The 659-nt window shown below is 61.3% G+C and carries 1 protein-coding gene; it reads right to left on the minus strand.

Translation table 11 applies throughout. The annotated features are described in order from the left end of the window. Nucleotides 1-659, minus strand: a 659-nt coding sequence (locus J5M71_RS26350; RefSeq protein WP_279382381.1) for a glutamate synthase central domain-containing protein, incomplete at both ends; no start/stop codon positions are given.

Genomic DNA, 659 nt, shown 5'->3' on the forward strand with positions numbered 1-659 from the left:
GAAACCCGGACGGTCGAGGTTCATCAGCGAGCGCCACTTGGCCGGAGAGATCACTGGCGAGCTGAGGATCACGCGCGAGGCGTGTTCCGGCGACTCCTGGAAAATGTTGCGCTCGGCACCGAGCCAGATTTCCAGCGACATCACGATCGCTTCACGCAGCGGGTCGATCGGCGGATTGGTGACCTGCGCGAACTGCTGGCGGAAATAGTCGTACGGCGTGCGTACACGCTGGGACAGCACGGCCATCGGCGTGTCGTCGCCCATCGAGCCCACGGCTTCGTAACCTTGCTCGCCGAGCGGACGCAGCACCTGATCACGCTCCTCGAACGTGACCTGATACATCTTCATGTACTGCTTGAGCTGATCGACGTCGTAGAAAGCCGAACCGTGGTCGTTGTCTTCCATGGTCGCCTGAATGCGCAGGGCATTCTTGCGCAGCCATTGCTTGTACGGATGACGGGATTTCAGACGGTTGTCGATCGCATCGGTATCGAGGATCTGCCCGGTTTCGGTGTCCACGGCGAAGATCTGGCCAGGGCCGACGCGACCCTTGGCGAGCACGTCTTCGGGCTGGTAGTTCCACACGCCGATTTCCGAGGCGAGGGTGATGAAACCATTCTTGGTGGTGACCCAGCGCGCCGGACGCAGACCGTTACGGT

The organism is Pseudomonas sp. 43(2021) (assembly GCF_017490805.1).
Classification (GTDB): Bacteria; Pseudomonadota; Gammaproteobacteria; order Pseudomonadales; family Pseudomonadaceae; genus Aquipseudomonas.